This window comes from Amycolatopsis sp. NPDC050768 (assembly GCF_040654155.1).
In the GTDB taxonomy this organism is placed as follows: domain Bacteria; phylum Actinomycetota; class Actinomycetes; order Mycobacteriales; family Pseudonocardiaceae; genus Amycolatopsis.
In genome coordinates, this window is sequence record NZ_JBFAHL010000009.1 from 352,100 (window position 1) to 378,542 (window position 26,443).

Genomic DNA, 26,443 nt, shown 5'->3' on the forward strand with positions numbered 1-26,443 from the left:
AGGCGAGTACGGCTCAGCCGGGTACGAATCATGCTGCGACACAACGGGTTCGGGCGCGCGGCGGCGGCCGGTGGTGCGCTCCGGGGGTTCGGCGAGGCGGTGCTGGGCGTCGGCAGGCGGGAGGTAGCCGACGTCGGCCGGGGTGGGGCGGTAGGGCCGGTCGCGGTCGGCGGTGTCGACGGCGGCGCGGCGGCCGCGCAGGTCCGAGTGCGAAGGCGCCACGACGGCGTGGCGGCCGGTCGACTCGGAGGCGGGCGCTTCGAAGTAGCCCGAGGAATACTCGGTGGCAGACGTCTGGTGGTGCTCGGCGGGATACGACGCCGGTGCGGCAGAACGGTTGTAGTCCGTCGGATAACCGGCATCGGAAGCAGGAAGCTGGTGGTAGCCGGAGGAGTACGGCTGAGCCTGCTGATACCCGGAGGCGTGAGGATCCGAAGCGGGAGCCTGGTGATAGCCGGAGGGGTACGGCTCAGCCTGCCGGTGTCCCGAGGCGTAAGGATCCGAGGCGGGAGCCTGCTGATACCCCGAGGCGTAAGCATCCGAAGCGGAAGTCTGGTGGTACCCCGAGGCGTAAGCATCCGAAGCGGGAGCCTGCCGGTACCCCGACGCGTAGTCGTCAGCAACCGGAGTCTGGTGATAACCCGAGGCGTACGCGGCATCCGTAGCAGGCGCCTGCTGGTAGCCAGCGGACTCCGGAACACGCTGGTACCCCGACGCATGAGCAGCATCCTGCTCATACCCGGCCCCACCCGCAGGCTCCTCCACCGCAGCCAAATGCCGCCGCTCCGGAGCCTGGTAATAAGCCGAGTCCTCCGGAACCTGACGGTCCTCGTGCGTCAAGTACGACTCGGCGTCGTAGTACCCCGAGGAAGTCCCGGTCTCCTCCCAGTACCCCGACTCCCCGTCCTCGACCCACTCGTACCCGTCATCGTCGTAGTACTCAGAAGACGAAGGAGCAGCAGGAACAGGAGCAACCGGACGAACAGGAGCAGGCGGCGGGACAGCAGAAGCAGCGGGCCGCCGGTGCGGCAGCATCGTCTTCAGCGTGCTCAGCTCGAAATGGCTCGGCGAGTCCACGCCTTCACGGTCGGTGCCCTTGTGCAGCGCGTCCCAAGCGCCCGTGTCCTGTTCGCCGAAGCCGGAGATCCTCATGTACTAACCACGCACCCCGCCCTGGAGCTGGGCGCGCAGTTCGGGCGTGAGCTGCTGGCCGACGCGCTCCACGAGCAGCGTCATCTCGTACGCGACCGTGCCGATGTCGCACGTGGGGGCGGCCAGCACGGCCAGCGACGACCCGTCGGACACCGACATCAGGAACAGGTACCCGAGCTCCATCTCGACCACGGTCTGGTTCACACCACCGGCCTCGAAACACCGCGCGGCGCCCTGCGTGAGGCTCACGAGGCCCGACGCGACAGCCGAGAGCTGCTCGGCGCGCTCCTGCGGCAGACCTTCCGACGGCGCGAGCAGGAGACCGTCGGCCGACACCAGCACGGCGTGGGCGGCGCCGGCCACCCGGCGCACGAAATCCGTGATCAGCCAGCTGAACGTGCCCTGGCCTTCCTGGCCGGAAACGGTCACTGTCCCTCCAAACTGGTCGAACACCGCCGAACACCGCCATGATCGCCGGGCGGGCGTGAAGACGCCGTTCCAGCGTATTCACCCGCCCGACACTGTCGAGCCCGCGTCGGGCGAGCACCCGTGCACTGTGCGTACCCATACGCACGCGCATCGCGCGAACCCATACGGGATCACGCATACGTGGGTCACTCGGTGGTGGCGCCGGCAACTGTGCGCAGCGGGGTGTCTGCGCAGGTCACCGGCCGTTCGGCTGCCCGTTCAGGCCTTGCCGGCCCCGACCGTACCGAAGAGCGGGCGGGGAGCCCTACCCCGGTCGGAGGCACCACTCCCCGAAGCGGGTGAAGCACGTGGAGTTCACTCCAACGGCCGCACCCGGTTTCGGGTACTGGGGTTCTAGCCTGCCCTCAGTGCCGTGTCGTGAGCGATGGCGTGCTGCACGACCGAGATCAGCACCTGCTTGGCGGAGTCACGCTCGCGCGCGTCGCAGGCCATGATCGGCACCGACGGGGAGATCGTCAGCGCGTGCCGGACGTCTTCGATCTGGTGGTGCAGCAACCGGTCGAAGCAGTTGATCGCGACCACGTACGGCAGTTTCCGGTTCTCGAAGAAGTCGATGGACGGGAACGCGTCGGCGAGCCGCCGCGTGTCCACCAGCACCACGGCCCCGATCGCACCGACGGCGAGGTCGTCCCACATGAACCAGAACCGGTGCTGGCCCGGCGTGCCGAACACGTACAGCACGAGGTCCGAGTCGAGCGAGATCCGGCCGAAGTCCATGGCGACCGTGGTGGTCGTCTTGTTCGGCGTGGCCGAAGTGTCGTCGTGGCCGACACTCGCCTCGGTCATCATGGCCTCGGTGGTCAGCGGGTCGATCTCCGAAATCGCCCCGACCATTGTCGTCTTGCCCGAACCGAACCCACCCGCGACCACGATCTTGGCCGACGAGGTCGGACCTGTCACCTGCGGTGTGTTCGCGTCGGAGTCAAATTCTCCGAAGCCCACTGAGCACCCTTTCCATGAACTCGATACTGGGGCGGTCGCCCGAGGAAGTGCTGCTGGTGGTGTGCACCAGCACCAGTCCGAGACCCGCCACGTCACCAATGAGCACCCGCACGACGCCGAGCGGCAGGCGCAGAAGCGCCGCCACCTCCGCGACCGAGCGGGTGTCGATGCACAGATCGCAGATGGACCGGTGCTCGGGCACGCGCACGCGGTCCAGCACGCGCCCCTGCTCGCTGGTCGAGACCAGGGCCTCGATCGCGAGGTCGTAGGTCGGCCTCGTCCGGCCGCGCGTGCGGAAGTACGGGCGCACGAGCCCGGACGTCTCCACCTCGGCCACCGGAGGTTCGTCCACGTACTCGCCCGCGGCCTGCTGCGGCAGGGCTTCGGCGAGCTCGTTGGACGACGGTCCCGGCGAGCCGTCGCGCTGCGCGCTGAACGCCGCGAACTCCGCGGAGTCGTACAGCGGCCCGCTCGCGCCGCCGAACAGCTCGGCGCCCGGACCGCCCAGGAGGCGGTCGCGGTACTCGCCGGTGATCGGCTGCTGCCCGGCATTGGAGTCCGTCAGCCAGTTCGGCGGCTCCCGCACCGGATCCGCGTCGGATCCCGTGGCGCGCCGGGCGCGCCACTCGCGGTCCACTCGGTCCCGGAAGGACTTCCAGTCCTCCCGGCCTTCGTCCCGCTCGGCCCAACCGCCGGTGAAATCGTCACCGAGCCGGCCATCGCCCCTCAAGCGCCCGTCGTCCACGGTCTGCTCCTGAAGTTCCCGATCCGCCTAGCGGCGGATCGCAGCGCCCTGCAGTTGCGCGCGCATTTCCGGCGTCAGCTGCTGGCCGACTCGTTCGACCAGCAACGTCATCTCGTATACGACGAGACCGATGTCGCTGTCCGGCGCGCCCAGCACCGCGAGGCACGAGCCGTCGGAGACCGACATCAGGAAGAGGAAGCCGTTGGCCATCTCGACCACGGTCTGCGCGACCGGGCCGCCTTCGAACACCTTCGCCGCGCCGCGCGCCAGGCTGGTCAGCCCGGAGGCGACCGCCGCCAGCTGGTCGGCCCGGTCCTTCGGCAGCCCTCGCGAAGCCGCGAGCAGGAGCCCGTCGGCCGAAACGACCACCGCGTGGGCCGCGCCCGGAACCCGGTGGACGAAGTCCGTGATCAGCCACGCGAAGCTGCCCGCCACGCCGCCGCCGGCCCTGCCGTTCGGCTGCGCCGAGCCGCCCCCCGGCTGCACTGCACCCGCCCGTGTCACTGTCGCTCCTCACTGCTGTCGCTCACATACCCGGACCCGGTGACTCGTACGCCTTCGTCGTCGAGCCGGGCTTCGTCGGCCGGCCGTTCCTTCAAACTGTGCCGTCCGGAGGTGTACCCACGCTGGAAGCTTGCCATCCTGTTGCGGGCCGCGGCGGCCGAGCGGGTGATAGCACCCGTTCCGGGCAGACCGGAAGTCGCGTCGGTGAACGAATTGTGCTGGTCATCCGGTGCGGAGTCACCGCCGATCGAGCCCGGCACGAGGTACGCGTTGGGCACCCGCTTGGGCAGGCCCGCCGGCGTGATCTCCTCGGCCTTCTTCTCCAGCAGCGACTGCGCGGCCTGCCAGCCCTCGTCCGACGCGCTGCTCCAGCCGTCGTCGGAACCGGGGTAGAGAGGCGTTGCTTCGATCGGCTCCTCCTCACGGCTGTCGAAGGCGCCGCCGATCCCGGCCGGCTCGTCAGCCGCCACCGAGGCAGCCGAGAACCCGTTGGCCGCTGCGGCCTCGCGGGCCCCGGCGGCTTCCGGTTCGACCGGAGCCTCGGCCGGAGCCGCTTCGGCTGCCGGGGCGCCGAGCTCGTCGGCCGCACCGGGTTCGCTGTCGTCACTGCCCTCGCTGAACCACCGCGAGAGCACCGACTGGTAGATCGGCAGGCGCCGCGTGGGCACGTCGTCCTCGAGGGCCGACGCGCCGTCGTCCACGGCCGGCTCCTGCCGCTGCGGCTCCTCCGGCGCGACGTACTTCGGTTCGCGCTTCGGGAGCACCAGCGGCGGGAACTGGGTCTCCGCCAGGCTCGCACCATCCCCGTTGGGCTGCTGGGTGAGCGGGGCGAGATCCTCCGCCGTCGGCCACGCCGGCACCTCGGGCAGCGACGCCTCCGGGCTCAGGAACGGCCCTGCAGCGCGGTTTCCGGCCACGAGGTCGTCGAGGCTGATCGGCTGGTCGAGCGGCACGAGGCCACCATTGGACTGCGCCGGCACGGCCGGTGCGGGCGGAGCCGCGGGCGGTGCCGAAGGGGGCGGTGGCGTCGAGTCGAACTGCGAGTCGAACTGGTCGAACTGCTGCCGGTTGCCCGGCGGCAGGCTCGGGTGCGAGACCTCGTTGCGGTTCAGCGGCGGCGGCGTGTGGCGCGGCATGGGGTTGGCCACGCGCACCTGCGTGAGCAGCTCGGCCGGCACCACCACGCGGGCGATCACGCCGCCCTCGATGTCCTCGTTCTCGCGCAGCCGCACCTCGATGCCGTGGCGCTGGGCCAGGCGCGCGACCACGTACAGACCCATTCGCCGCGTCACCGACACGTCGAGGTCCGGCGGGTCGGCCAGGCGCTGGTTGACCTCCGCGAGGCGGTCCTCCGTCATGCCGACACCGTGGTCGGTGATCTGGATGGCCAGGGCCTTCTTGCGAGTCACCACAGCCCGCACTGTGACCTTCGTCTCCGGTTCGGAGAAGTAGGTCGCGTTGTCGAGCAGTTCGGCGAGCACGTGCACGAGGTCGTGGATCGCGAGGCCCTGCACGGCGACCTCGGGGACGATGCCGACCTCGATGCGGGCGTACTGCTCGATCTCCGACACCGCGGCGCCGATCACGTCGGCCGCCGGCACCGGCTTGGGCACGGACTTCGCGAGACCGGCGCCCGAGAGCACCAGCAGCGACTCACCGTTGCGCCGCAACCGGGTGGCGAGGTGGTCGAGCTCGAACAGGCTCGCCAAGTGGTCCGGGTCCTGCTCGTCGGCCTCGAGCCGGTCGATCACGCCGAGCTGGCGTTCCACCAGCCGCTGCGACCGCCGCGAGAGGTTCACGAAGATGCCGTTGACGTTCTCGCGCAGCAGGGCCTGTTCGGCGGCCATCTTCACGGCCTGGCCGTGGACCACGTCGAACGAGCGCGCCACTTCGCCGATCTCGTCGCGTGAGGTGACCGGAACCGGGTCGACGGCCTTCTTGGAGGCGTTGACCGGATCCGGATCGTCCAGAATGGACTGAACCGTCTCCGGCAGCCTCGTGTAGGCCACGTCGAGCGCCGTGGTCCGCAGCACGCGCAGCGGCCGCAGCATCAGGCGGGCGATCACGAGCATGAGGATCAGCGCCGCGATGAGCGCCGCGAGCACGATCACACCACCGACCCACGCCGAGCGCACGGCCGAGCTGGCCAGGTCGTCGGCTTGGGTGCGCAGCTGCGTGAGCAGGTTCGTCTCGACCGCGCGCATCTTGTCGGAGGCGACGGTGCTGTCCTGCCCGAGCTGCGTCGGGTCGATGTTGAGCGCTTCGCCTTGCTGCGCGAAGGAGAACGCCTGCGTCTGGATGCGGCGCCGGTCGTCGACCTCCGGGCCCGAGACGGTGTCGGAGTACAGCTGCACCTGGTCGTCGGTGGCGTTCGCGAGGAACGCCGCGATCGACGCGTCGCCACTGGCTTCGGCGGCGCGCGTCTCGTCGAGGAGGTCGCCGGGGAAGCCGTTGCGGAAGGCCGCGATCTCCAGGGCCGTGTCGCCGCGGAGCGTGAACTCCTTGGCCTCACTGATGGCCTGCGTGCTGTTGCCCAGGCGCAGCAGGTCCCGGTCGGTGACCGCGGTGGTCACCTCGCGGCCCAGCTGGATCAGCGAGTTGAGGATCGAGGAATAGGTGTCCAGCACCGCGACGTCCGAGTAGGACGAGGAGCCCACGGCCGCGCGCAGCGGGCGCAGCGCGTCGAGGCGCTGGATTCCGCGGGCGTACCGATCAGCGGTGGCCTGGTCATCTGGATTCAAGTTGACCAACGAGTTGCGCAGGTCCTCGACGTCGTGGTCGACCTTCGCGATCTGCGCGTCGAGCCCGGTCTGGCGCAGCGCGTCGCCGGAGGAGATCCGCGCGACGGCGAGGCTGCGCTCGCCCTGCAGGTCGTGGATGACCGCGGTCACCTTGCCCGCGAACGCGACCTGGTCCGCGGTGTGGCCGAGCTGCACGGCCTGCTGCGCGTCGTCCGCCACCCGCAACGCGCCGAGCACCAGCGCGGTGAGCGTCGGGATGATCAGGATCAGGGCGAGCTTCGAGCGAAGCCGCCAGTTGTTCAGCGCGAAGACCGAACCCCGTCGTGCGGGATTCGCCCCACCTTCGCGCGCAGGGGCCCCTCCCACCCCCGCGGTGTCTTCGTTCGGCACCGCCGCACCACCATCTTCGTCGGGGCCCGAGGGACCCTGTGAGTTGAAGCCTGTCGTGCCCGCGACCACTACCCGCACGCTCCCGGCAGGCCGCCCGGCACCTCAGCGGCCCGGTGGGCCTGGGCCATTACACCCTTTCGGGGGAAAAGATCCACTTCCAGGTGCGGTTTCGCGCCGCCCTGGACGCGGAATCGGTTCAGTACTTGCATGGCGTTCGGTCCCCGCACTGGTCGATCACTGGTCCAATAGGCCTAAGCCACCAGTCCGCCGACGAGTGCCGGCCTGCGCAGAGTGCCTCTCAGCGAGGCTGACTCTCACTACATCGGTGGTCCACACCTCACACTGCCGGAGCAGAGGGTAGCGAACGACTCGGTGATTTGTAACCCTCTTGACAGCCGATCCAGAACACCCAAGTAGCGGATCAAGCCGATTCGTAGTTGGCTCCGACGTGCCGGATGATCTTCAACTCGACCACCTCGATCCCCTGATCGAGTGATTCACGCCACTGTCGGACCGTTGATGAACACCCATTGTGATGGATGCGGCGCTTCTCTACAGTAGCCGCGTGACTCCGGACAATGAGCCACACCCACCAAACCCAGCACGGTCAACACCCATGTGACCTCATTCTCCAAGGAGTGGCATTGTTTGAAACAGCCGGGAGCAGCCAGGCAAGACTCGGGCGCCGTGGCTTCCTCTCCCTCGCCATGGCGAGCGGCGTCGCACTGACCGCGAGCGGCTGCGGCCTGCTCGGGGGTTCGGACGACTCGGGCAGCACCAACGGCGCGTCGGGGCTCGAGAAGACGAAGATCAAGGTCTCGATCATGCCGACGATCGACGTCGCGCCGTTCCACCTCGCCGTGCAGAACGGCTACTTCAAGGACGAAGGCCTCGAGGTCGAGTCCGTCGACGCCGCCAGCGGTGACGCCTCCGTGACGAAGCTGATGTCCGGAGAGGTCGACATCGCGTACGCGAGCTACACGCCGTTCTTCATCGCGAAGAGCAAGGGCAACGCGGACATCAAGTTCGTGTCCGACGCCTCCTCGGCCGGCCCGAAGAGCACCGAGATCGTGGCCATGCCCAACGGTTCGGTGAAGAGCGTGCGCGACCTGGCGGGCAAGAAGATCGCCATCACCGCGCAGAACACCATTTGCGACACCCTGACCAAGTCCGTGATGCGCGACAACGGCGTGGACTTCTCCAAGGTGCAGTGGGTTTCCCTGCCGTTCCCGAGCATCGGCGCGGCCGTGAAGCGCGGCGACGTGGACGCGGGCTTCCTCACCGAGCCGTTCATCACAGGGTCGGCGAAGACCAACGGCACGGTGCCGATCATCGACACCGCGACCGGTGCCACGCAGGACTTCCCGACCGCGGGCTACGGCTCGCTGGGCAAGTTCACCTCGTCGAGCCCGAAGACCGTGGCGGCGTTCCAGCGGGCGATGCTGCGCGCCACCAAGGAATCCGCGGACCGCTCGAAGATCGAGCCGCTGATGGTGCAGTTCTCGAAGGTCGACGAGGCCACCGCCTCGCTCACCGCACTGCTCACCTTCCAGTCCACTCTGGACGCCCGTCGTCTGCAGCGCGTGCCGGACCTGCTGCAGCAGTTCGGGTCGATCCCGGCCAAGATCGACGTCGCGCAGATGATCGTGGCACAGCCGAGCGCTTCCTGACGTGCGACTCGTTCGGAACCTGGTCGGCCTGCTCGGCTTCCTCCTGATCTGGGAGGTCGTCGTGCGGGCCGGCCTGATCGACCAGAACGACGTGCCGCCGCCCACGATCGTGTTCGCGCGCATCGGCGAGCTGTTCGGCGACGCCGAGTTCGTGCGTGACGTGATCGCGTCCGTGCTCGCGTGGCTGATCGCGATGGCCATCTCCATCGTGATCGCGGTGCCGGCCGGGCTGGTGCTCGGCAGCGTGCGCTGGCTGCGCGACGCGACCAAGGCCATCGTCGAGTTCCTCCGGCCGATCCCTTCGGTGGCCTGGATCCCGCTGATCCTCATCGTGGTCGGCGGCGGGCCCGAAGCGAAGATCACGCTCGCGGTCTACGCGGCCGTGTGGCCGATCCTGTTCAACACGATCTACGCGATGGCCGAGATCGACCCGGTGCTCATCGAGACCGCGCGCTCCTACGGCACGCCGAAGTCGCGGCTGCTGACCTCGGTGGCGCTGCCGCACGCGGCGCCGTTCGTGTTCACCGGCATCCGGATGTCGGCGGCGATCTCGCTGATCCTGGTGATCAGCACGGAGTTCCTCGCCGGCGCGAAGCTGGGCATCGGGCAGTTCGTGCTCGAGGCGTCGTCCGGCTCCGGGCGGATGGACCTGGTGCTCGCGGGCACCGTCGTGGCCGGGGTGCTGGGATACCTCGCCAACGAAGGGCTCGAGCGGCTGGGCAAGCGGCTGTTCCGCTGGAGCAGCAACGACGAAGGGGACGTCGCGTGACCGTCGTCGGCAAACCGGTAGCCGCCGCGCGCGGCCGCGTGAGCCGCGGCCTGAGCGGCTTCGCGCGCAAGTGGCTGCTGTTCGTGGTGCTCGTGGTGATCTGGCAGGTCATCACGCAGTTCACGGAAAGCGTGTTCTTCCCGCCGCCCACCAAGATCGTCGCGGCGGCGGTGAAGCTGTGGTTCTCCGGCCCGGCCTCGCACGTTTTCCTCGGCCAGGCGGTGTTCGACCACATCCTGCCCAGCCTCGCGCGGGTGCTCGGCGGCTGGCTGCTCTCGGTGGTGCTGGGTGTCGCACTGGGAACAGCGCTCGGGCGCTCGAAGACCGGCATGGACTACGTGGGCCCGCTGTTCGCGTTCTTCCGCGCGATCCCGCCGCCGGCGCTGGTGCCGGTGTTCATCGTGTTGTTCCACATCGGACCGGGGATGCAGATCGCCACGATCATCTTCGGTTCCGTGTGGCCGATCGTGATGAACACGGTGGACGGCGTGCGCTCGGTCGACAAGGTGAAGGTGGAGACCGCGCGGGCGTTCCGCACGCCGCGGTTCTACTGGATCACCACGGTCGTGCTGCCGGCCGCGATGCCGAAGATCTTCGCGGGTCTGCGGCTCTCGCTGTCGATTTCGCTGATCCTCATGGCGATCTCGGAGCTCGTCGGCTCGCTCAACGGCATCGGCTACGCGCTGATCGCCGCCCAGCGCGCGTACGACTTCGACCAGATGTGGGCGTGGATCGTGCTGCTGGGCATCCTGGGTTACGGGTTCAACGCGGCCCTGCTCGCCGTCGAGCGCCGGGTGCTCAAGTGGCAGCCCGGCCGTCACTAGAACTTTCCGGAAGGTAGTCAGAATGTCGACCATGCTCGAGGTCTCCGACCTCAGCCACCGCTACGGCACGGGCGACAAGGCGCACGTCGCCGTGAACGAGCTGTCGTTCACCGTCGAGGCGGGCCAGCTGGCGTGCATCGTCGGCCCTTCGGGGTGCGGCAAGTCGACGCTGCTGCGCGCGATCGCGGGCCTGCTGCCGCCGTCGTCGGGCACCGTGAGCCTGCACGGCGACCTGGTCACCGGCGTGCCGGACGACCTCGCCGTGGTGTTCCAGGACTACAGCCGCTCGCTGTTCCCGTGGCTGACGGTGGGGAAGAACGTCGAATTCCCTTTGCGCTGGACCAAACTCGACAAGGCCGAACGGCGCAAGCGGGCCGCTTCGGCGCTCGAGGCCGTCGGGCTGGCCGGGGTCGGGGCGAAGTTCCCGTGGCAGCTTTCGGGCGGTATGCAGCAGCGCGTGTCGATCGCGCGGGCGCTGGCTTCGCGGCCGGCGCTGCTGATCATGGACGAGCCGTTCGCCTCCGTCGACGCGCAGACGCGCTTCGAGCTGGAGGACCTGCTGCGGCGGGTGCAGCGCGAGCAGGGCACCACGGTGCTGCTGGTGACGCACGACATCGACGAGAGCGTGTACCTGGGCGACCGGGTGCTCGTGCTGTCGAAGTCCCCGGCGTCGATCGTCGCCGACCTGCCCGTGGACCTGCCGGCGGAGCGGGACCAGATCACGACGCGGGAATCCCCCGAGTTCGTGACGCTGCGCGGCGAGGTGGCTCGGTTGCTGCACGGGCCGGCTTCGGCGGCGGTGGCGGGCGAAGCCGAGCGTGAGCTGGTGGAGTCCGAGGTCGCCGAAGAGGCCGCGGTGAAGGCCGAAGCCAAGAGCTGAGGATGTTCTTGCTGAACGGGGCACCCATGCCGGGTGCCCCGTTCTGGCGTCTCAGGCCTTCGCTCGCGAGTCCGGGCCGGTCTCGTCGGGGCCGATCTCCGGCAGCGTCCGCACGCCGAGCACGTTGGCGCCCACCAGCTTGCGCGTGGCGAGGTTGCCCATCGGCATGAACGTGCTCGCCTGCACGTCGCGCCACATCCGCTCGAACGGCAGCTTCTTCGTGTACGACATGCCGCCCAGCACGTCGACGAGGCGCTGCATCACCTGCACGGCGTTGTTGGCCGCCACGTACTTCACGACCGCGCAGCGGGCGACTCCGTCCTGCACGTCGCCGGTGAAGAGGCGCCGCGACATCACGTCTTCGGCGTGGCCGCGGATGAGCGCCCGCGAGCTGTCGAGGAGGATCTGGCACTCGCCGATCACGTCCTGCAGCACCGGATCGCCCGTCTTGCCGCGCTTCTGAAGCGAGCGCACGGTCCAGTCGAGCGCACCCGCCGCGACTCCCGTGTAGACGGCCGAGAACGCCGGCATCGCCCACGACCACACGGTTTCCAGCACCCGCGCGTCGAGGTGCTTCACCGGCAGCGAGTGGACGACGGCGCTGTCCTCGACGAACACCTTGGTGAGCTCGACGTCGTTGCTCTGCGTGCCGCGCATGCCCATGGTGTCCCAGGTCTGGTGGATCCGGACCCCGGGCTGGTCGAGGGCGATCTGGCACAGCAGCAGCCGTGGGCCGCCGTCGGCGTCTTCGTAGCGCGCAGTGGTGGAACAGTGCGTGGCCACGGCGGTGTTGGTGGCGAAGCTCTTGCGGCCCGTGAGCTCGAACCCGCCTTCGACGCGGACGGCCTCGGTGTTCGAGTCCGTCATGTCGTTGCGCAGGCCGGTTTCGCTGGTGACCGACGCCCAGATCAGCTCGCCCTCAGCCGCTTTCGTGAGCAGCTCGGCCAGGCGCGGCGACTGCGTGCGCCGCCAGACGCTCGCCCACTGCCCCAGCGGCGAGAGGTGCATCGTGAACGCCAGCGCGGTGGCGCCGTCGCCCATCGCCAGGCGCTCCAGCACGGGCAGGATCTCCGGCAGGCCCGCGCCGAAGCCGCCCAGCTCCTCCGGCACGGACAGGCGCAGGAAACCCGCTTCCCGCAGGTCGTCGTAGTTCTCGTGGGGGAAGGAGTTCTCGCGGTCGTGCAGGCTGGCGCGCTCGGCGAAGACGTCGGCGAGCTTGCCGGCCTGTGCGACGAGTTCCTGCTGTCCGGGAGTCAGTAGAGGCTGCACCCGGTCATCCAAACAGCGTCACCCGGTCGGGTCAATCGCGAAGATCAATACAGTTTCTGCGGATTCGGGTCCACCTTGACGTGCACGAGCGCGGGACCGTTTTCGGCGAGGGCTTCCGCCAGCGCGTCACGCAGGTCGGCGCCTTTCTCCACGGTCCGCGCCGGCACACCCATGCTCTGCGCTAGCTGCGCGAAGTCGATGCCGCCGAGCTCGGTGCCCGGCACCTTCTTGCCACCGGCCGACTCGCCGAGGATCCGCACGGCCGCGTACTGCGCGTTGTCCAGCACCACGAAGGTGACCGGCACGTTCTCGCGCGCGGCCGTCCACAGTGCCTGCACGCAGTACATGCTGGAGCCGTCGCCGAGGATCGCGACGACCTTGCGATCGGGCCGCCCCAGCGCCGCACCGACGGCCGCCGGGAGGCCGTAACCGAGTGTCCCGCTCGCGACGGTGAGGAACCCCGTGTCGGTGGAGGTGATCGGCAGGTGGTCGTGGAGGCAGTTGCGGTGGCTCGGCGTCTCCTCGACGACGATCGCGTTGTCCGGCAACAGATCCGCGACGGTGGCGTACGCGAAGTCCGGCGAGATCGGTGTGGTTTCGGCGGGCTTGGCAGGCTTTGCCGGTGGGGCTGGGATTTCGCGGCTCTTCGCGGTGACTTCTTGGGCGAGCGCCTGGATGGCGAGCTTCGGCGTGGAGCGGATGCCGGTGCCGTTGCCCGCGCGGGCCAGGATCTGCTCGTCGTCACTCACGAGGTACAGCGGCGGCAGCGGCTCCTCCGGCTCGCCGCGGTACACGTGGTAGGTGAAGGCGGGCGCGCCCAGCACCACCACGACGTCGTGCTCGCGCAGCGCCTCGGCCACCGCCTTGCGCTCGGGCTGCAGGAAGCCGAGGAACAGCGCGTGGTCCTCGGGGAACGAGCACCGCGACGACATCGGCGCGGCCCAGACCCCGGCCTTGAGCTTCTCGGCGAGCGCGACCACGTCCGGCACGGCGCCGTCCCCGTCCACACTGGCACCGACGACGAGCGCCGGGTTTTCCGCGTGGTCCAGGGCTTTCGCGAGCTCCTGGAGCGCCGCGGGATCGGGCGCGAAGCTCTGTGTCCTCCTGCCGACGGGCAGCGGCATGGTCGCCTCGGCGTCCCAGTCGTCCACAGGCACGGAGACGAACACCGGACCCTGCGGTGCCTGCGTCGCGATGTAGTACGCGTGCGCGATCGCCGCCGGCACGTCCTGCGCCCGCGCCGGCTCGATGCTCCACTTCACGTAGGGCTTCGGGAAGTTCGCCGCCTCGACGGCCCCCAGGAACGGCTCGTCCGGCAGCAGCGAACGAGTCTGCTGCCCTGCCAGCACGATCAGCGGCGCCCGGTCGCGGAAGGCGGTGAACACGTGGCCCAGCGAATGGCCCACGCCACCGGCCGAGTGCAGGTTCACGAGCACCGGCTTGCGCGTCGCCTGCGCGTACCCGTCCGCCATCGCCACGACGGCCGACTCCTGCAGCCCGAGGACGTAGGTGAAGTCGTCGGGCCACTCGGTCAGGAACGCGATCTCCGTGGTGCCGGGGTTGCCGAACACCGTGGTCAGGCCGAGGTTCCGGAGCAGTTCCCGCGTGGCGTCGCGAATCGTGCGCATGATCCGGAGGTTATCCCGGCTCCCGGCGGGTTGTCTCACCCACCCGAGTGAACATTGGTGCCGCTCACGTAGCGCACGTCGCTCAGGCGCAGCGAGTCGTCGTCCAGGGGCAGGCCGTTGGCGGACAAGAGTTCCGCGATCGTGGCGCCCGTCAGCTCCCAGCCGAGGCCGGCGAGGTAGGGCGCGGCTTCGTTGCGCTCACCGTAGTAGCGGACTTTCGCCATGTCCGTGTCGAACCCCTGCTCACGCCAGCGTTGCGCGATCTGGTTCAGGCCGGCCTTGGTCTTCTCCTCGTCGCCCGGCTTCGGGTTGGGCCTGCTCTCCGTCGCCACGCGGCTACCCGGCGCGCTGAGCTCGGTGATGGTGTCCAGCAGCCGATCCTGCGCCTCCGGCGGCAGGTACCCCAGCAGGCCTTCGGCACTCCACGCGGTCTTTTCGGCCACGTCGAACCCGTTGGCCCTCAGCGCGGCGGGCCAATCCTCACGCAGATCAATCCCGACGGCGCGGCGCTCCGCGGCCGGCTCCGCGCCGAGTTCACCCAGGGCGCGGGTCTTGAACTCGATGACGTCGGGCTGGTCGAGCTCGTAGACGACCGTCTCTTTCGGCCACGGCAGCCGGTAGGCGCGGGAATCCAGGCCCGAGGCCAGGATCACGGCTTGCTTGATGCCCGCTTTGGTTGCTTCTCGGAAGAAATCGTCGTAGAACTTCCCGCGCACCTTGGCGACATCGATCGCCACCCGCCCGACCAGGTCCCCCGGCGGCTCTTCGCCACTCGCCAGCCTCGTCAGCAGGTCGATGCCCACCGCCCGCACGAGCGGCTCGGCGAACGGATCCGCGAACAGCGCGCCGTCCTCTCGCGTCGCGATCGCCCTCGCCGCCGCGGCCATGGTCGCCGTCGCGCCCACGCTGGACGCGAGGTCCCAGGTGTCTCCGTCTTGCCGGGTGGAAGTCATGCGCCGCCTTTGTCTTTTCGGGAACTCACAAGCCTTCTCTTGCACCGGGGGCAGCCACCCGCCGACACAAACCCCCGCCCTCCCTAGGGCGCGCCCATGTCCATCCTATCGGCCACCCCCGACAAAACCGGGCCGCAAGCCGATGAGGGCCCGAGTTGTCCACAACTCCGAGTCGCTGTGGATAACCGGCCCGGAGCAAGTCACAGCTCGGCGGTCGGCAGCTCCGCAGTCAGTTCGGCGAGCACCTTCTCGACGAGCCGGATGCTCGCCGCTTCGTCGAGAGCCAACGACAGCAACGTTTTGGCAACCTCCCGGTGAGCCGCAACCTCAGCCACCTCCGACGAATACGTTCCGCCGCCAAGCTGCTCCGCGTGCACGATCGCCGGCAGATTCTCGAAGTCGAGGATCACGAAGCAACCGAGCAAGCCACGGTGGTACCCAACGCGCTCCGGCACGATGCGAAGCGTGACGTTGCGCCGCGAGGCCATCTCGATCAAGTGCCGCAGCTGCCCGATCATGGTCGCCTTGCCGCCGACCTCGTTGTACAGCGCGCTGGCGCCGATGAGCGCGGTGAACTCCACCGGGCCGCGCAGCAGCTCACGACGAGCGACTCGGGTCAGGATCCGGACATCCAGCTCATCCCGGGAGATCCGGCGGTTGTCGAGGATCACCCGCGCATACTCGCCGGTCTGGAGCAGTCCCGGAACCAGGTTCAGCTGCCAGTTGAAGATAGCGGTGGCGGTCCGTTCGTACTCCGCGTAGGTCACGGCCAAGGGCGGCGCACCGGGAACCACATTCTCCAGCCAGTTCGGCTCGCGAGCGTGGCGTGCCATCAGCACCAGGCGCTCGCGTTCTTCCACTGTCAGGCGCAGGCATCCCGCCAGAGCCCCGACTTCGGACTCTTTGGGGACACGAATCCCCACTTCCCAGTTGTGCAGATGACCCGCCGAGAGGTGAACCAGCCTGGCCAGCTCGCGCAGGCCCATACGACGTTCCTCGCGGGCCGCCTTCAACGAAAAGCCCAGCGCACGCGCCCGAGGCGTCGCGATCAATGTCGGCATTCGCGAATTGTGCCAGCAGAACGTGGCAACTTTCGAGACCTCCTTTCGGGCCTGCTGTACCCCGCCGCAAACATCGAAGCGGGGCCCTCCCCCGAAGGAAAGGGCCCCGCCGCAACGAAAAGAAGGAAAAACTCAGCCGATCAGACCCGAAAGCCCCGTGCCCTTGAACGAGCCCCAACCAGTCACCTGGTCATAACCCGTGCCGGCCGTGAAACCGGTGGTGCCGTTGAAGGTGTTGTTGCCCGTGGTCACGTCGTGGAAGCCCGTGGAGTACGAGGAACCGTCGCCGATGCTGTAGAAGGTCGGGTTCAGGTTGCCGAGGGAGCCGCCGTGGACCTGGTTCTGCAGGGCGGTGAAGGCGGCCCACAGCGGGGCCGCGCCGGAGGTGCCCCAGACGTTGCCGCTGCTGCCCTCGCTGACGATGGTGTACGCGGAGCCCGAAGCGGCGTCGCCGGCGACGTCGGGGACCTTGCGCTTCGTGGTGCTCTGCTGCGACTGCCAGGACGGCGCGTTGAACAGCGTCGAGATGCCGCCGCCGCCGGCGCCGGCCGAGGCGCCGTCGTTCCAGGCCTTCTCGCTGCTGTAGGCGTTGGCGGAAGTCACGGTGAGCTGGGTGCCGCCGACGCCGGTGACGTTGGGGCTGGACGCCGGGAAGTCGACGGCCTTCGAAAGGCTGCCGGTCTGGCGGGCGCAGTCGGTGGTGCCGTCGTCACCGGCGGCGGCGAAGTAGCTGATGCCCTCCGCGGTGCCGGAGGCGATCGCGTTGTTCACGCTGTTGGCGGCCGACGAACCCTCGGCCGACTCGCACGAGCCCCACGAGATGGAAACGACGTTGACCCGCGCGTCGGAGGCGATCTTCTGGTACATCGCCAGCTCGCCGGCGTTGGAGTTCGGGGCCTCGTAGACGAACGAGCTCACCTTCGAAGCGAGCGCGTGCACGACCTCGATGTCCAGGTCGACCTCGACCTCGCCGTCGCCCGGGCTCGAGTCGTAGTTGGCGCCGCTCACCGGGACGGTGGTGACAGTGCCGCCGGACAGGCCGTACTTCGAGTCGTAGCTGGTGATGTCGGACTTGCGGTAGCCGTCGAACTCGACGAAGCCGACGTTCACGCCCGAGCCCGTGGCCGAGAGGCCGCTGGTGGAGTACGCGGTCTTCAGGATGCTCGGCGTCACGGCCTTCACGACCTTCGGAGCGGCGGTGGTGGCCGAGTGCTCCTTCACGGCGTGGTTGTCGAGGCCGACCACGGCCTGCACCACCGAGGAAACGGAGGCGGGCAGCGCGGGGGCGGAGTCGTTGGCGAAGAACTTGCGGCCGTTGGTGGTGTCGGTGTAATTGCCGAGGCGGGTGTGGAATGTGGATTCCAGCTGTGCGGCCGAACCGGTGAACGTGATCGCCTGCCGGTTACCGGAAACCTCGATCCCCTTCGCGCCGTTTTGTTTCAGGAATGAAACAGCCTTCGCGACGTCAGCCTGCGTTGGGCCGAATGCCGTATTGAATTGCTCCGGAGTGAGGAAGTGGTGGTACTGCGGCGAGGCCGGGTTCTGGACGTCGGAGAGGAACTGCTGGAGGGCCTGCTGGTTGTGCAGCTTGAGCGACAGGGCGGCGTTGATCTGCTGGCCAGCGTCTACATCGCCACTGCGGGCGCTCGAGGTGAGCGGCGCGGTGTTGGCACTCATGGTGATCAAGGGATCGGCGTGGGCCACGCCGGCCAGTGAAAGGCACAGCAACGCCGGCAGCGGGACCGCTGCGGCGACGAGCTTGCGCAAGCGCATGGCAATTCCTCTCAAACGGTGGGGGACCTGACCGAAACACTCCGTGCCTCGACCTGGGAAGGAGCATAAGCCGCCGAGGAACCTACTTTTGGCTGAGCTTTTCACAGTCCGTTTATGTTTCACGAGAGCAATTTCGGCAGGTTTTCGCCGCGGCCGTCCTGAAACTGTGCCGGTTTCCGTAATACACCTTAAGACGGCTTTGGGGTAGTTCTCGATCGAACACATGTTCGTAGTCCGTTCGGGTATACGGACTGTCTGAACACTGCGCATGACGGGGCCGAGCGGTACACGCGGTTCTTCGCCGAGGTGCTGACCATCCGCCGGGCGAACGCGAAGGTGCTGGCGGCGTTGCGCGAAGTGGCCGGGTACGACCGGACCATCCGCGGGTTCCACTCCGCGGACCTCGAGGAGTTCGACGAGGCCGTGCTGCGGACCGTGGAGGAGCAGCAGCGCCGCGGCGCCACCGGCGAAGACGTGGCCGCGGTCGCCGCCAGCCGGGTGATCGTCTGGGGCGGTGGCGCGGCCATCGCCCGGCACATCGAGGTCGACGACGGCAGCGGCGACGCCGCGTTCGCCCGTGAGCTCGGCCGGATCTGGTGGTCGACCACCGCCGAGCTGCTGGCCCGCGCCGGCGCCCGCGTGGTGCTCACCGGCCGGTTGGCCGAATCGCTGCGCAAGGTCGCCGACAGCCTCCCCGGCGGCGCCGAGGTCATCGCGGCCGATCTGACCGCGCCGGGCGAGGCCGAGCGCGTGTTCGAGACCACGATCGGCCACGTCGGCCGCCTCGACGTGCTGGTCAACAACGAGGGCGCCGAGAACTTCACCCCCGCCGACGAGGTCACCGAAGCCGACGAGCTGTGGCGGCTCAACAGCCGCGCGCCGATGCTGCTCGCCGGCCGCGCGGCCGCGCACATGGCCGAGCACGGTGGCGGCAGCATCGTGAACATCTCGTCGGCGATCGGCAGCGACCGCGCCATCGCCGGGCAGACGCTCTACGCCGTGACGAAGGGCGCCGTCGACAGCCTGACCCGCGCGCTCGCCGCGGAGTGGGGTCCGAAGGGGGTGCGGGTCAACGCCGTGCGCCCCGCGGTGACGCGCTCGGACATGTCCGCCGCGGTCTTCGCCAACCCGGAGCTGCAGGCGATGCTGACGGCGCAGTACGCGTTGTCGCGGCTCGGGGAGCCGGAGGACATCGCGGAGGCCATCCTGTTCTTCGCGAGTCCGGCGAGCTCGTTCGTGACCGGCCAGGTGCTGAGCGTCGACGGCGGCTGGGGCGCGGCCCTGGTGCACTGACGCGGTTTCCGCCAGTCCTCAACGAACGCTCCGCGCGGCGTCGGGTCTTTCCGATGGACAATCCCGGCCCCTCGGAGCAGGCTGTCGGAGGCTCGCGAAGCGTCCCCGGCCCCTGGCTGTCGAGCGTGCTCTCCCCGCCGCGCCACCTCGGTCCGGCGGCCCGCCCGACCTGGGAACGATGTGAATGGCCACCGACGACCGCGCGCCGTCGCCGCGCCCGGACAGCCGGCTCGTCGCGGCTGCCGTGGCGGGCGATCGCGCCGCCGTGGCCGAGCTCGTGGAGTTCTTGCGTCCCTTCGTGCTCCGCTACTGCCGCGGCCGGCTCGGCCTGGCCGGCAACGCCGAGGACTGTGCGCAGGAAGTGCTGATCGCGGTGCTCGTGGAGCTCCCGCGCTATCGGTACGAGACGGACAGCTTCCTGCCGTTCGTGTTCGGCATCGCGAGGAACAAGGTCGTCGACGAGTTCCGCCGCCGTTCCCGCAACCGCGCCGACCCGTATGCCGACGCCGGCGACGAGGACCGCCCCGGCCCCGACGAGTTCGCCCAGACCGACTCGCGGCTGCAGATCGAGGAGCTGCTGGGGCATCTGGCGCCGGAGCAGCGTGAATTGCTGACGCTGCGGGTCGTCCTCGGCTACTCGGCCGAGGAAACGGCCGCGGCGCTGGGATTTCCGAGCGCCGTGGCCGTGCGCGTGAGCCAGCACCGCGCGCTCACGAAGCTGCGCCGTTTGATCCACAACGGCCCGGAGCCGACGAAGAAGGACGACTGACGCGTCAATGCGGGCTCCCGGCCCGGCGATGCGAGAGCCTTCGGATCAGCCGCACACCCAGCACGAGCGGGTGCGCCGCGATCGAGGAAACCCCTCGCCGATTCCTCGAGAGCACGCCGAACTGAATACGCACGCCCATGGCGCGCCTCCTGCACCTGCCGGACCGGAACCGATTTCCGCCGAGGTCCAGGGCGAAGCAACCGACGTTAGCGCCGAAACACCGCTGTGCACTCCACCGACCGGTCGAAACGTTTCAGCGCGTCGGCGGGTTCAGGAACAGCTCCCGCACGGTCTCCGACCGGTTCACCACATCGGCCGCCACCAAACTCAGCTTCCGGCTGTTGCCCCGCGCAAACCGCCGCAACACCGTGAACGCCTCGTCCATCTCCACGTTCAGCCGTTCCGCGATGAAACCTTTCGCCTGCTCGATCACGACCCGGCTGCTCAACGCGGTCTGCAGCTGCTCGACGAGCACCTCGTGCTGCTGGATCGAGCGGGCCTGCAGCAGGCCGATCGTCGCGACGTCGACCATGGCGCGCGCGACCTGCAGGTTCTCCCTCGAAAGCTCGCCGGGGCGGGCTGAGAAGAGGTTGAGCGCGCCGATCACCTCGGAGCGCAGCCGCATCGGCAGCGCGTGCACCGAGTGGAAACCGTGGCCGACCGCGGCCGCGGCGAAGGCGGGCCAGCCGGCGTCGTCGAGCGCGAGGTCGGGCGCGCTCACGGGGGTGTGTGTGCGGAACGCGTCGAGGCAGGGGCCCTCGTCGCGTTGCAGCTGGAAGAGCTCCAGCAGGCGTACGTGCTCGTCGGAGCTGGCCACGAGCTGCAGCCCGCCGCTCGGGCCGGCCAGCAGGATGCCGGCGGCGTCCACCGGCAGCAACGCGACGCTGCGGGCAGCGAGGAGGTGGAGGAAATCGATCACGTCGAAGTCGTCGGTGAGCGTGTCCGCCAGTTCCACGAACGTGTCCACCAGCTGCCCGTCAGCCACCCGAACCATCTCCCACCTCACCGAACGCGAGTTTCACCGAGTTCCCCCTTCTCGTTCGAACCGCAATCGTCTGTTCACCACCTCGGCGGCGAGGTCGGACAGAGGGCGCTGCTCCGCGAACGCCCTCGCCCGCAACGCGGCGAACGCGTCGTCGAGACGGACGTCGAGCTGCGCCGCGACCATGCCCGTGGCCTGGTGGACCTGCGCCGCGCGCAGTGACAGGTCCACGGACTCGTCGCCCGCCATGCCGACTTGCTCGTCGAGCAAGAGAAGGAGCGTCAGTTCAGCGTAGGCCAATGCGTCGGCCAGCAAAACAGGCTCCAGCGGTATCGGAGCCTTTCGGTGGTATACGACCGTGCCCACGTCGACGAGCCCCACGCGCAGCGGCAGCACGAACTGCGCATGCACCCCGGTCTGCACGGCCAGCGGCGCGTACAGCGGCCAGCGGCGCGACTGTTCGGCCGCGTCGAAGTCACCCACCAGCACCGGCGAACGCAGCTCGCGCGCGCTGCGCACCGGGCCCTCCCCCACCATCACCTCGAGCTCCGCAAGCACGGTGGCGAGGTCGTCGGTGGCCACCCGCACCTCCTGGCTGCCCGGGCCGGTGCTCACCAGCACACTCGCCCCGGCAACGCCGAGCCACGCCACGGCCGATTCGCACAGGGCCATCACAGTGACGGTTGAGTGCAGCAGGTGCGCTTCGTCCTTGACCCGGTGCCAGGCGCGCGAAAGCGGGGTGTCGTCGCGTCTGCCGTCCTGACTAGCCTCCACGCCCCGCGCCTTCGGCTCGTACTGCCCGGACAAGCCACCCGAGCGGGAGACTTCTGCACACCCTAGCTCAGCTTTTGACGAGTTCAGCCCACTCCCGAACCGCCCCAGCGTCCACAGGGGACTCCCAGCCACCGGGCCGCACCGCGCTACCGACGTGAAACCCTCGCACTCCCCCGGCGCGCAGAAGGTGCACCTGCTGCGCGCGCAGGCCACCGCCGACGAGCAGCGAAGGGCCTTCAGTGCGCCGCGCGAGCCGCTGCAGCACGGAAAGCCCGCTCCCGACGCCGTGCGGGCTGCCGGCCGCGAGCACCGTGTCGCAGCCGAGATCGGCGAGCACGTCGAACGCGGCGAGCGGGTCGCGCGCGCGGTCGATGGCGCGGTGAAAGGTCCACGGCGCACCGTCGAGCTCCTTCAGCAGTGAGCGGCACGCGTCGACGTCGATCTCGTTGTCGTCGGTGAGGAAGCCGAACACGAACTCGCGCGCGCCGGCGGCCAGGAGCTTCGCGGTGTCGGCGCGCAGGGCCTCGAGGTCACCGGCGGCGAAACCGTCGCTGCCGCGCAGCATCACGCGCACCGGCAGGTCGGTGGCGGCGAGAACGTCGCGCACGGTCTGCTCCGAAGGCGTGAGCCCGTCCCGCGCCATGTCCGCGACCAGTTCGAGCCGGTCCGCCCCGCCTTCCTGAGCGCGCTGCGCGTCTTCCGGACCCAGCGCGATCACTTCCAGCAGGGCGGTCTTCGAGCTCATGGGTCATCCGTTCGATCAGGTCGTGGGGTTCTCGTCCCCCCGTGCGTGGCGGCCACGCCTGAACCCGCCTTGAAGGCTCGTCATCCGCTCGCGCACCGCTTCGGGGGAAAGCGAGAGTATCGGCCGCTGCTCGGGCACCTGCCCGGGGCTGGCCTGCATGCCGTCTTCGACTGCGTTCTCGGCTGCGTCCTCGGCTGCGTCCTCGGCTGCGTCCTCGACATCGGAGACGCGCAGGAACGGCCACGTGTCCTCGGCGCCGTCCTCCTGCTCCAGCTCGTCCGGGGTCGGCCACTCCGGCGGGGCCGGGCTCTCGTCCGGGTCGGTGGTCGGGAACTGCACGGCCGGGAAGGCCGGTTCGACGCGGTCCGGTTCCAGCACGGTGCGGGCGTGCCGTGCGGCCTGTTCGGGAGCTGGGGGTTCGCGTTCTGGCTGGAGTTCCGGTTCTGGCTGGAGTTCCGGTTCTGGCTGTGGTGCCGGTTCTGCCACGGGTTCCGCCACCGGCAACGGTTCCGGCGGCGCCGGCGCCCTTCCCTCGGGCGGCGGCGCAGCCGCGTCGAACCACCGCGACAACACGTCCCGGTACGCGGGCATCCGTTCCGTCGGCGCGTCCAGATCGAGGTGCGAACGGTCCTCCTGCGCCGGCCACGGCGGCGTGCTCTCCACCACCGGCGCGCGCCGCGGCGGACCCGGCTCGAGCACCGGAACGATCGGCGCCTCCACCGGAGCCTCGGCTTCTTCCTCGACAGCGGGTCCGGCGGAGGCGGCGACCAGCGGAGCCAACGGCGGCAGCAGCTCCGGCGTCGGCTCGGGTTCGGCGGCGGCGGGTGCGGGTGGCTCGGGCAGCGGCGGCGCGTCGACGATCAGTTCGGTGGGCACGAGCACCGTCGCGGTGATGCCGGTGCCTTCGGCCAGCCGCAGCGAGACGTCGATGTGGTGGCGCTGAGCCAGCGTCGCGACCACGTACAGGCCCATCCGGCGCGAGACCTCGACGTCGACGTCCGGCGGGTTGGCCAGGCGCGCGTTGGTGCGGTCGATCTCGGCCTGCGGCATGCCGGCGCCGCGGTCGGTGATCTCGATGCGCCAGTCACCGTCGGGGGTTTCGGCGCTTTCGACGGTGACGGTGGTTCGTTCCGACGAGTAGCGCGTGGCGTTCTCCAGCAGCTCGGACACCACGTGCACTAGGTCGTTCACGGCCTCGCCGCGCACCGCGAGCGTCGGCGCGGAGCCGAGCTCGATGCGCTGGTAATCCTCCACTTCGGACAGTGCGGCGCCCACGATCTCGTCGGCCACCACCGGTCCGCTGTCCTCGCGCACGAGGTCAGTGCCCGAGAGCACCAGCAGGTTCTCGCTGTTGCGGCGCATGCGCGTGGCGAGGTGGTCGAGCTCGAACAGGCCCGCGAGCGTGTCCGGGTCCTGCTCGCCGGCCTCCATGCGGTCGAGCACGGACAGCTGTCGTTCGACGAGATCTTGGCTTCGCTGGGAGAGGTTGACGAACATCGAGTTGACGTTCTCGCGCAGCATCGCCTGCTCGGCCGCCAGCCGCACGGCCTCTCCGTGGACCGCGTCGAACGCGCGCGCGACCTGGCCCACCTCTTCACGCGTGAACACCGGCACGGGCGCGACGGCCGCGCGGTGGCGCAGGTTCTCGGGCGCCGGGTCGGGATCGGTCAGCAGCCGCTGCACGGCCTCGGGCAGCCGGTGGTCGGCCACGTCCAGCGCCGTGCGCCGCAGCACGCGCAAGGGCCGCAGCAGCGAGCGCGCGATGACCACGGACAGGATGCCGGCCACGAGCAGCACGGCAAGCACGATGCCGCCGTCCCAGATCGTCGACGTGCGGGCGCGCGCGGCGAGCGAATCGGTCTGCTCCTGGAGCTGTACGAGCAGCGCTTCCTGCACCTGGTGGGCGAGGTTCACGGTGTAGGTGGCCGCGGTGTCCCACTGGTTGGGGTCCAGACCTTGCAGCGACTGGCCGTTCTCCGTGCGGGTCAGTGCCGACTCGACCATGTCGTTGCCGATGTCGACGACGAGGCCGATCACCGTGTCGTCGTACATCCGCTGCTGGTCGGGCGTCGCGAAGGTGCGGTAGTCGTTGCGCGCGGCGTTGAGCTCGGCCTCCGCGCCCAGCAGCGCACGCGTGCGGTCGCGGTTGAGGCTGCCCTCGGCGAGCGCCTCGGACATGATCGCGCGCTTGACCGACATCTGGTCCTTGATCCGCGCGAGGGCGTTGCCGGCCAGGCGAAGCCGGGCGAGATCGGGATCGGACACGTCGGCGGCGGCCATGTCGCTGATGTCGAGCAGGCCGGAGATCAGTTCGCTGTAGGAGCGGAGCACGGCGTCGGCGGGGAACGCGGAGTGTTCGGCGGAGTAGCGCAGGCCGCTGAGCACGCGCAGCCGGTCGTCGCTCTGCTGCAGGCTGCTGGCGGCCACGGCGTCGAGGCGCGGCTTGCTGTCGACGAGCGTCTTCTCGAACGTGCCGATCGCTTGGTCCACGCGCGTGCGCTGGCCCGTGAGGTCGGTGGTGGCGCCCTGGCGGTTGCCGGCGACGAACCGCACCGTGACGTCGCGCTCGCGCTGCAGCTGGTGCAGGACCTCGGCCACGGTGCTGTCCACGCGGCCGCGGGCGGCGAACTCGGCGAGCTGCTGGGCGTCGCGCAGGTCCGTGCTCACGCGCAGGCCCACCAGCCCGATCACGGCGAGCGCGGGGATGAGCAGGACGACGAAGAGCTTGGTCCGCAGGTGCCAGTTGCGAAGGCGCCAGCGGCCCCCGACCTGTCTGGCGGCAGCGGGATCCGTCGCGTCGCCCGTTCGGGGACGCTGGTCGCGACGGCTCACCTAGCTTCCTTTTCCACCGCGGCACCTCATCCGCGGACGACATCGAGGGTGTCCGAATCGAGTCTACTCGGCAGTAACTTGGCTCGATCGGATCGGGAAGCCGCACTGGCGGGGTCACGGCCCTGTCGGGGATCGTATGGGCAGCGGCCCATACGATCCAGCGTGATGCCGAGATTCTCCCGGTAGGTGAGAGCGGATGAACGTGCGTGCACTGGTGTTGCCGCTGGTGGCGGTCTTGCTGGCCATCAGCGGCTGCTCGCTGTTCGATTCCGGTGACGCGGCGGCGCCGGCGCCATTGGAGCGGACCACTCTGCGCGTGGGCGTCGGCGGGCCGATCGACACCGCGCCGCTGCGCATCGCGGCGGCCGCCGGGAAGTTCCGCGAGGCCGGGCTGAACGTGACGCTCGTGGACCTCGGGACCCAGGACGGCCTGGCGAAACTCAGCTCCGGGCAGCTGGACGTGACGTTCGCCAGCGACGTGTCTCTCTTCCGCGCCGCCAACGCCGGAACCGCGTTGCAGCTGCAAGGCGAGGCGTACACGTCGGGCAACAACACGATCGCGCTGGTGACGCTGCCGAACTCCGACTACACCGAGCCGACGGCGAAGAAGTCGCCGAAGATCGCCGTGGACGACCTCGACGACATCGGCGCGCTCACCGCTCGTTCCGTGCTCGCGACTGCCGGCGTCGACGCGGCGAAGATCCACTTCGTGCCCGAGCCGTTCGACCGGATGCCCGACTCGCTGCAGGCCGGCGACGCCGACGCGGCGCTGATGGTGGAGCCGTACATCACCCGGGCGGAGAAGGAGCTCGGCGCGCAGATCCTCGCCGACGGGTCCAGTGGCGCCACCCTCGACTTCCCGGCTTCGGGCTACGCGACGACCGGCGCGTTCGCACGCGACAACCCGCGCACGCTGGCCGTCTTCCGGCGCGTGCTCATGCAGGCGCAGCAGACGGCCGCCGACCCGGCGATCGTCCGCGACGCGCTGCCCACGTTCTCCGACATCGACCCGACCACGGCGGCGCTGATCTCGCTGGGCACCTACCCGACCACGCTGTCGGGCATCCGGCTGCAGCGCGTGGCCGACCTCATGCACACCTCGGGCCTGCTCCCGAGCCGGCTCGACGTGCAGGCGATGCTGCCGGAGGAGGACCAGCCCTAGATGTATTTGGCCATTAGGTTGGTGGCAGTCGGCTGGTGGGTGGGTGTCCGCCGAGTGCGCTGTGGCGGCGTTGAGTGTTGTAGTGCTCGAGCCAGG

The 26,443-nt window shown here is 69.5% G+C and carries 22 protein-coding genes; 7 read left to right on the forward strand and 15 right to left on the reverse strand.

Annotated features, from left to right (window positions below; all coding sequences use genetic code 11):
* Positions 1 to 1,155 precede the first annotated feature (1,155 nt).
* The 5 genes from AB0H62_RS27440 to AB0H62_RS27460 all read right to left on the reverse strand — a co-directional run bounded on the left by AB0H62_RS27440 (position 1,156) and on the right by AB0H62_RS27460 (position 6,963).
* A complete protein-coding gene (locus AB0H62_RS27440; RefSeq protein WP_220244629.1) occupies positions 1,156 to 1,581 on the reverse strand; it encodes a roadblock/LC7 domain-containing protein in 426 nt (141 codons plus the stop codon).
* 393 nt (positions 1,582 to 1,974) lie between these two features.
* Complete coding sequence (locus tag AB0H62_RS27445; protein WP_220244630.1) at positions 1,975 to 2,583, reverse strand: ATP/GTP-binding protein; 609 nt, start codon at positions 2,581 to 2,583, stop codon at positions 1,975 to 1,977.
* Positions 2,564 to 3,328 carry a DUF742 domain-containing protein gene (locus AB0H62_RS27450; protein ID WP_360589032.1) on the reverse strand — a complete coding sequence of 255 codons (765 nt, stop codon included), beginning with the start codon at positions 3,326 to 3,328 and terminating at the stop codon, positions 2,564 to 2,566. The genes AB0H62_RS27445 and AB0H62_RS27450 overlap by 20 nt, the downstream gene beginning before the upstream one ends.
* Positions 3,329 to 3,355: 27 nt before the next feature.
* Complete coding sequence (locus AB0H62_RS27455) at positions 3,356 to 3,814, reverse strand: roadblock/LC7 domain-containing protein (RefSeq protein ID WP_220247186.1); 459 nt, start codon at positions 3,812 to 3,814, stop codon at positions 3,356 to 3,358.
* 14 nt (positions 3,815 to 3,828) lie between these two features.
* Positions 3,829 to 6,963 (reverse strand): nitrate- and nitrite sensing domain-containing protein, encoded by a 3,135-nt coding sequence (locus tag AB0H62_RS27460; RefSeq protein ID WP_220244632.1) that lies wholly within the window; start codon positions 6,961 to 6,963, stop codon positions 3,829 to 3,831.
* Between the two features lie 707 nt (positions 6,964 to 7,670).
* Between AB0H62_RS27460 and AB0H62_RS27465 the strand changes: the two genes are divergently transcribed.
* The 4 genes from AB0H62_RS27465 to AB0H62_RS27480 are packed head-to-tail and all read left to right on the forward strand — an operon-like array spanning position 7,671 to position 11,106.
* Positions 7,671 to 8,633, forward strand: coding sequence for an ABC transporter substrate-binding protein (locus AB0H62_RS27465; RefSeq protein ID WP_220247187.1), 963 nt, complete (start codon positions 7,671 to 7,673; stop codon positions 8,631 to 8,633).
* Position 8,634: 1 nt separating this feature from the next.
* Positions 8,635 to 9,402 carry an ABC transporter permease gene (locus AB0H62_RS27470; RefSeq protein WP_220244633.1) on the forward strand — a complete coding sequence of 256 codons (768 nt, stop codon included), beginning with the start codon at positions 8,635 to 8,637 and terminating at the stop codon, positions 9,400 to 9,402.
* The gene (locus tag AB0H62_RS27475) at positions 9,399 to 10,226 is read left to right on the forward strand and encodes an ABC transporter permease (protein ID WP_220244634.1); all 828 of its coding nucleotides are present in this window, start codon (positions 9,399 to 9,401) and stop codon (positions 10,224 to 10,226) included. The genes AB0H62_RS27470 and AB0H62_RS27475 overlap by 4 nt, the downstream gene beginning before the upstream one ends.
* Positions 10,227 to 10,248: 22 nt before the next feature.
* Positions 10,249 to 11,106 carry an ABC transporter ATP-binding protein gene (locus tag AB0H62_RS27480; RefSeq protein ID WP_220244635.1) on the forward strand — a complete coding sequence of 286 codons (858 nt, stop codon included), beginning with the start codon at positions 10,249 to 10,251 and terminating at the stop codon, positions 11,104 to 11,106.
* A 51-nt stretch (positions 11,107 to 11,157) separates the two neighbouring features.
* Here the strand turns inward: AB0H62_RS27480 and AB0H62_RS27485 are convergent, their stop codons facing one another.
* From AB0H62_RS27485 to AB0H62_RS27505, 5 genes are all read right to left on the reverse strand, one after another.
* The gene (locus AB0H62_RS27485) at positions 11,158 to 12,375 is read right to left on the reverse strand and encodes an acyl-CoA dehydrogenase family protein (RefSeq protein ID WP_220244636.1); all 1,218 of its coding nucleotides are present in this window, start codon (positions 12,373 to 12,375) and stop codon (positions 11,158 to 11,160) included.
* Between the two features lie 44 nt (positions 12,376 to 12,419).
* Positions 12,420 to 14,003 (reverse strand): benzoylformate decarboxylase, encoded by a 1,584-nt coding sequence (gene mdlC / locus AB0H62_RS27490; RefSeq protein ID WP_220244637.1) that lies wholly within the window; start codon positions 14,001 to 14,003, stop codon positions 12,420 to 12,422.
* Positions 14,004 to 14,038: 35 nt separating this feature from the next.
* Positions 14,039 to 14,956 carry a class I SAM-dependent methyltransferase gene (locus tag AB0H62_RS27495; protein WP_220244638.1) on the reverse strand — a complete coding sequence of 306 codons (918 nt, stop codon included), beginning with the start codon at positions 14,954 to 14,956 and terminating at the stop codon, positions 14,039 to 14,041.
* Positions 14,957 to 15,156: 200 nt separating this feature from the next.
* Positions 15,157 to 16,017 (reverse strand): helix-turn-helix transcriptional regulator, encoded by an 861-nt coding sequence (locus AB0H62_RS27500; RefSeq protein WP_220244639.1) that lies wholly within the window; start codon positions 16,015 to 16,017, stop codon positions 15,157 to 15,159.
* Between the two features lie 132 nt (positions 16,018 to 16,149).
* On the reverse strand, positions 16,150 to 17,790 hold the full coding sequence (locus AB0H62_RS27505) for a S53 family peptidase (RefSeq protein WP_220244640.1): 1,641 nt from the start codon (positions 17,788 to 17,790) through the stop codon (positions 16,150 to 16,152).
* Positions 17,791 to 18,096: 306 nt separating this feature from the next.
* On the opposite strand from AB0H62_RS27505, the gene AB0H62_RS27510 reads away from it, so the two are divergent.
* Both AB0H62_RS27510 and AB0H62_RS27515 read left to right on the forward strand, forming a co-directional pair.
* Positions 18,097 to 19,083, forward strand: coding sequence for an SDR family oxidoreductase (locus tag AB0H62_RS27510; RefSeq protein WP_360589036.1), 987 nt, complete (start codon positions 18,097 to 18,099; stop codon positions 19,081 to 19,083).
* A 184-nt stretch (positions 19,084 to 19,267) separates the two neighbouring features.
* Positions 19,268 to 19,852, forward strand: a complete 585-nt coding sequence (locus AB0H62_RS27515; RefSeq protein WP_220244643.1) for a sigma-70 family RNA polymerase sigma factor — start codon at positions 19,268 to 19,270, stop codon at positions 19,850 to 19,852.
* A gap of 253 nt (positions 19,853 to 20,105) precedes the next feature.
* On the opposite strand, the gene AB0H62_RS27520 is transcribed toward AB0H62_RS27515, so the two are convergent.
* The 4 genes from AB0H62_RS27520 to AB0H62_RS27535 all read right to left on the reverse strand — a co-directional run bounded on the left by AB0H62_RS27520 (position 20,106) and on the right by AB0H62_RS27535 (position 25,185).
* On the reverse strand, positions 20,106 to 20,846 hold the full coding sequence (locus AB0H62_RS27520) for a GAF and ANTAR domain-containing protein (RefSeq protein ID WP_220244644.1): 741 nt from the start codon (positions 20,844 to 20,846) through the stop codon (positions 20,106 to 20,108).
* Positions 20,847 to 20,870: 24 nt separating this feature from the next.
* Positions 20,871 to 21,608, reverse strand: coding sequence for a hypothetical protein (locus AB0H62_RS27525; RefSeq protein WP_220244645.1), 738 nt, complete (start codon positions 21,606 to 21,608; stop codon positions 20,871 to 20,873).
* A gap of 67 nt (positions 21,609 to 21,675) precedes the next feature.
* On the reverse strand, positions 21,676 to 22,353 hold the full coding sequence (locus tag AB0H62_RS27530; RefSeq protein WP_220244646.1) for a copper homeostasis protein CutC: 678 nt from the start codon (positions 22,351 to 22,353) through the stop codon (positions 21,676 to 21,678).
* 15 nt (positions 22,354 to 22,368) lie between these two features.
* Complete coding sequence (locus tag AB0H62_RS27535; protein WP_220244647.1) at positions 22,369 to 25,185, reverse strand: nitrate- and nitrite sensing domain-containing protein; 2,817 nt, start codon at positions 25,183 to 25,185, stop codon at positions 22,369 to 22,371.
* Between the two features lie 196 nt (positions 25,186 to 25,381).
* Between AB0H62_RS27535 and AB0H62_RS27540 the strand changes: the two genes are divergently transcribed.
* Positions 25,382 to 26,347 carry an ABC transporter substrate-binding protein gene (locus AB0H62_RS27540; RefSeq protein ID WP_360589039.1) on the forward strand — a complete coding sequence of 322 codons (966 nt, stop codon included), beginning with the start codon at positions 25,382 to 25,384 and terminating at the stop codon, positions 26,345 to 26,347.
* A gap of 13 nt (positions 26,348 to 26,360) precedes the next feature.
* On the opposite strand, the gene AB0H62_RS27545 is transcribed toward AB0H62_RS27540, so the two are convergent.
* Positions 26,361 to 26,443, reverse strand: an 83-nt coding sequence (locus AB0H62_RS27545; RefSeq protein ID WP_360586664.1) for an integrase core domain-containing protein, incomplete at its 5' end; no start/stop codon positions are given.

Bases quoted from the DNA above. Each gene is read 5' to 3' on its own strand.
- AB0H62_RS27495 (WP_220244638.1), bottom strand. From the start codon at position 14,956: ATGACTTCCACCCGGCAAGACGGAGACACCTGGGACCTCGCGTCCAGC.
- AB0H62_RS27540 (WP_360589039.1), top strand. From the start codon at position 25,382: ATGAACGTGCGTGCACTGGTGTTGCCGCTGGTGGCGGTCTTGCTGGCC.
- AB0H62_RS27480 (WP_220244635.1), top strand. From the start codon at position 10,249: ATGTCGACCATGCTCGAGGTCTCCGACCTCAGCCACCGCTACGGCACG.
- AB0H62_RS27505 (WP_220244640.1), bottom strand. From the start codon at position 17,790: ATGCGCTTGCGCAAGCTCGTCGCCGCAGCGGTCCCGCTGCCGGCGTTG.
- AB0H62_RS27530 (WP_220244646.1), bottom strand. From the start codon at position 22,353: ATGAGCTCGAAGACCGCCCTGCTGGAAGTGATCGCGCTGGGTCCGGAA.
- AB0H62_RS27520 (WP_220244644.1), bottom strand. From the start codon at position 20,846: ATGGTTCGGGTGGCTGACGGGCAGCTGGTGGACACGTTCGTGGAACTG.
- AB0H62_RS27515 (WP_220244643.1), top strand. From the start codon at position 19,268: ATGGCCACCGACGACCGCGCGCCGTCGCCGCGCCCGGACAGCCGGCTC.
- mdlC (WP_220244637.1), bottom strand. From the start codon at position 14,003: ATGCGCACGATTCGCGACGCCACGCGGGAACTGCTCCGGAACCTCGGC.
- AB0H62_RS27500 (WP_220244639.1), bottom strand. From the start codon at position 16,017: ATGCCGACATTGATCGCGACGCCTCGGGCGCGTGCGCTGGGCTTTTCG.
- AB0H62_RS27465 (WP_220247187.1), top strand. From the start codon at position 7,671: ATGGCGAGCGGCGTCGCACTGACCGCGAGCGGCTGCGGCCTGCTCGGG.